This is a genomic window from Kitasatospora sp. NPDC057198 (assembly GCF_042670125.1).
GTDB lineage: Bacteria > Actinomycetota > Actinomycetes > Streptomycetales > Streptomycetaceae > Kitasatospora.
Map to the genome: position 1 here is coordinate 1 of NZ_JBHUWH010000615.1, position 3,949 is coordinate 3,949.

General features: G+C 73.7%; 5 protein-coding genes. 4 read left to right on the forward strand and 1 reads right to left on the reverse strand.

The window, feature by feature from the left end; genetic code table 11:
* Positions 1-14 precede the first annotated feature (14 nt).
* Positions 15-521, reverse strand: coding sequence for a hypothetical protein (locus ACFUEL_RS36585; RefSeq protein ID WP_380242038.1), 507 nt, complete (start codon positions 519-521; stop codon positions 15-17).
* Between the two features lie 349 nt (positions 522-870).
* Here ACFUEL_RS36585 and hisI point away from each other — a divergent pair, with 349 nt between their 5' ends.
* The 4 genes from hisI (at position 871) to ACFUEL_RS36605 (ending at position 3,939) form a co-directional block, all read left to right on the forward strand.
* Complete coding sequence (hisI, locus tag ACFUEL_RS36590; protein ID WP_285736486.1) at positions 871-1,245, forward strand: phosphoribosyl-AMP cyclohydrolase; 375 nt, start codon at positions 871-873, stop codon at positions 1,243-1,245.
* 42 nt (positions 1,246-1,287) lie between these two features.
* Positions 1,288-2,793: an anthranilate synthase component I gene (locus ACFUEL_RS36595; RefSeq protein ID WP_380242040.1), complete on the forward strand. Its 1,506-nt coding sequence runs from the start codon at positions 1,288-1,290 to the stop codon at positions 2,791-2,793.
* Positions 2,794-3,003: 210 nt separating this feature from the next.
* Positions 3,004-3,546: a TIGR02234 family membrane protein gene (locus ACFUEL_RS36600; RefSeq protein ID WP_380242042.1), complete on the forward strand. Its 543-nt coding sequence runs from the start codon at positions 3,004-3,006 to the stop codon at positions 3,544-3,546.
* 144 nt (positions 3,547-3,690) lie between these two features.
* On the forward strand, positions 3,691-3,939 hold the full coding sequence (locus ACFUEL_RS36605; protein ID WP_014135194.1) for an HGxxPAAW family protein: 249 nt from the start codon (positions 3,691-3,693) through the stop codon (positions 3,937-3,939).
* Positions 3,940-3,949 lie beyond the last annotated feature (10 nt).

Genomic DNA, 3,949 nt, shown 5'->3' on the forward strand with positions numbered 1-3,949 from the left:
GGGCCGGCCCGCGGTCAGCGCCGGCCGCCGGCCACCAGGCGGAAGGCGTTGAGGTCCTCGTCGTTGCCGAAGGCCAGCGCGATCCAGGAGCCGTCCGCGAACACCAGGTCCTGCCGCCGGGCCCAGAGGTCGTTCGGGGTGTCCGGGCGCAGCCACCAGCTGCCGACGGGCAGTTCGATCAGCGGGGTGGTCTGGTACTCGGAGATGGACTGGCCGGAGGTCCAGCGGCTGAGGAACAGCAGCCGGCGGTCGGTGAGCATCATGGTGAACAGCTCGTGGTCGGCCTTGAGCTTCTCGCCGGCGGTGGTGCGCACGGCCCGCCACAGCAGCCAGGCGGTGGAGCCCTCGGGGCCGTGCCAGGAGCCGCCGTGCAGCGGGCGGCGGATCGCCCGGTAGGCCCGCCGGGTCAGCGAGAGGCCGTACGGGCGGCGCCCGTACGCGTCCGGTCCGAAGATGTCGACGAACCAGCGCGGCAGGAAGTACAGCCACAGTCCGCGCCAGAGTGATTTGAAGAAGTTCATCGTCCAAATGAGAGGGGCGAAACCGGCGGCGCGAACGGTGTCGCGGTCCCACCAGAGCGGCAGTAGGCGGTCCAATTCGGCGGCCCACGTGCCGATCATCGGCTCGCCCTGATACAGGTACTGACCTGCGGTTCGCTGGAGCTGGTAATCGCCGTAGGCAACCGCCGGAAGCGGCTGCGGCTGATATGCGCTCATTTGACAAACCCCCCATTTCCCAAAGCAGTTCGGTTTTCTGCGGGGATCAAACTACCGGGTGGGGGAAGTGTTTTCGACCACCCCCCGGACAATGGCCCGGACAACGGTCCGGACAACGGCCCGGACGCCTCCGGCGGCCTGCGAGAATGAGGGCATGTCGACCTCTCCCGCCGCCCCCGGCAGCACCGCACTGGACCCGGCGATCGCCGCCCGCCTCAAGCGCACCCCGGACGGCCTGCTGCCCGCCGTCGCCCAGCAGTACGACACCGGCGAGGTGCTGATGCTCGGCTGGATGGACGACGAGGCGCTGCACCGCACCCTGACCACCGGCCGCTGCACGTACTGGAGCCGCAGCCGGGCCGAGTACTGGGTGAAGGGCGACACCTCGGGCCACGTCCAGCACGTCAAGCAGGTCGCCCTGGACTGCGACGGGGACACCCTGCTGGTCAAGGTCGACCAGGTCGGCGCGGCCTGCCACACCGGCGACCGGACCTGCTTCGACGCCGACGTGCTGCCGCTCGCCGAGTAGCCTGTCCCCGACCGTCCGCCCTTCTCATCCGATCGGTGTCCCATGGAACTTGAGGCTTTCCGCACGCTCGCCGCCGACACCCGGGTCATCCCGGTCACCCGCCGGCTCCTGGCGGACGGCCTCACCCCGATCGGCGTGTACCGCAGCCTCGCCGCCGAGCGGCCCGGCACCTTCCTGCTGGAGTCCGCCGAGCAGGGCCGCAGTTGGGCCAGGTACTCCTTCGTCGGCGTGCGCTCCGGGGCCGTCCTCACCGTCGGCGCCGACGGCGGCGCCCGCTGGCTGGGCGAGCCCCCCGTCGGCATCCCCACCGCCGGCGACCCGCTGGAGGTGCTGCGCGCCACCCTGGCCGCCCTGCACACCCCCCGGCACCCCGACGACGGCCTCCCGCCGCTCACCGGCGGCCTGGTCGGCTACCTCGGCTACGACGTGGTGCGCCGGCTGGAGAAGCTGCCGAACCTCACCCCGGACGACCTGAAGCTCCCCGAGCTGACCCTGCTACTCGCCACCGACCTGGCCGTCCTCGACCACGCCGACGGCACCGTGCTGCTGATCGCCAACGCGGTCAACCACAACGACCTGGCCACCGGCGTCGAGGAGGCGCACGCGGACGCCGTCGCCCGGCTCGACGCGATGGAGGCCGACCTGCGCCGCCCGGTCGACCCCGGCCTGGCCACGTACACCCCGACCGCGGTCGACGCGCACTCGCCGTTCGGCGGCGAGCCGTACCGCAAGGCCGTCGAGGTGGTGAAGGAGCGGATCCGGGCCGGCGAGGCGTTCCAGGTCGTCCCCTCGCAGCGCTTCGAGGCGCCCTGCCCGGCCTCCGCGCTCGACGTCTACCGCGTGCTGCGCACCACCAACCCCAGCCCGTACATGTACCTGTTCCGCTTCCCCGGCCCGGACGGCGGCGCCGAGGGCGGCTTCGACGTGGTCGGCTCCAGCCCCGAGGCGCTGGTCAAGGTGGCCGGCGGCGAGGCCATGCTGCACCCGATCGCCGGCACCCGGCACCGCGGCGCCACCCCGCACGAGGACGCCGAACTGGCCGCCGAGCTGCTCGCCGACCCCAAGGAGCGGGCCGAGCACCTGATGCTGGTCGACCTGGGCCGCAACGACCTCGGCCGGGTCTGCGCGCCTGGCTCGGTCGAGGTGGTGGAGTTCATGACCGTCGAGCGCTACAGCCACGTCATGCACATCGTCTCCACCGTCACCGGCAAGGTCGCCGAGGGCCGCAGCGCGTTCGACGTCCTCACCGCCTGCTTCCCGGCCGGCACCCTCTCCGGCGCGCCCAAGCCGCGCGCCATGCAGATCATCGAGGAGCTCGAACCCACCCGCCGCGGGCTGTACGGCGGCTGCGTGGGCTACCTGGACTTCGCGGGCGACTCCGACACGGCGATCGCCATCCGGACGGCGGTGATCCGCGACGAGACCGCGTACGTCCAGGCGGGCGCGGGCGTGGTCGCCGACTCCGACCCGCACGCGGAGGACACCGAGTGCCGCAACAAGGCGGCGGCGGTGCTCAGGGCGGTCGCGGCGGCGAACACGCTCCGCTGAGGCCCCGCGCCCGCCCGTCCACCCGGGCGCCCGCTGCCGGGCCGGACCCGGCAGCGCCGGGTGCGTCGCTCCGGGCTCCTCGGGACGGGGCGGAGGGGCGGGGGTCGGGGCGGGGGTGAGGTCGGGGACACTGGGGGGGTGAGTGAGACGTCTGCTTCCCCGGTCGGTGCTGCCTCCCCTGCTGCGAAGGCCCGCGGCACGCTGGGCCTGATGCTGTTGCTGACCGCGGTCGGCGCCGCGTTGGTGCTGACGGCGGTGGGGCGGACCTGGGCGGAGGGGGTGGCGCTCGGGATGGGGGGCAGCCGGGTCGCGGTGAGTGCGAGCGGGAGCAGGCTGACCGCGCTGCCGACCGGGATGGCGCTGGTGGCGATGGCGGCGGCGGTCGCGGTGTTCGCGGTGCGCGGCCGGACGCGGGTGCTGGTGGGTGTGCTGACGGTGCTGGCGGGGGCGGGGGCGGTCGCCGGGGCGGTGATCGGGTACACCGACACCGCGGGGCTGCACGCCGTCGCGGCGGGGCAGTTGGCGCTGAGCAGCGGCCGGGCCGAGGAGATCACCCGGACGGCGTGGCCGTGGGTGGCGCTGGCGGGCGGGGTGCTGCTGGTGGCGGCGGGGGCGTTGACGGCGTGGTTCGGCAGCGGCTGGCCGGCCATGGGGTCGCGGTACGAGGCGCCGACCCGGAAGGCCCCGGCGCGGGCGGACAGCCCGTCCGACCTGTGGAAGGCGCTGGACCGGGGCGAGGACCCGACCGGCTGAGACCGGCGGGCGAGTGTGCTCGGCACCACGGCCGCCCCGGCTTGGGGCTGCCGTGTTCGGCCCGGCACAATGGAGGGGTCAACCCGTCGAGCGCCGCCCAGGACCGCCCGACCGGGCCCCGGAGAAACAAGGAGCACCAACAAGATGGCTGCAGCAGCGCACGGCCACACCCCCGCCGCGTGGACCGGCGTGGTCATTGCTTTCGTCGGCTTCTGCGTGTCGGGTGTCGCGATGATCATCCCGAACGTCGTGCTGGTCATCGCGGGCCTCGCCGTGGTGCTGATCGGCGGCGTGGTCGGCAAGGCCATGTCGATGGCGGGCATGGGCAAGCAGCCCAGCAAGAACTTCGCCCCGGCCGCGGCCGAGGAGCGCAGCGCGGTCGCCGCGGGCTGACCCGGCGGGG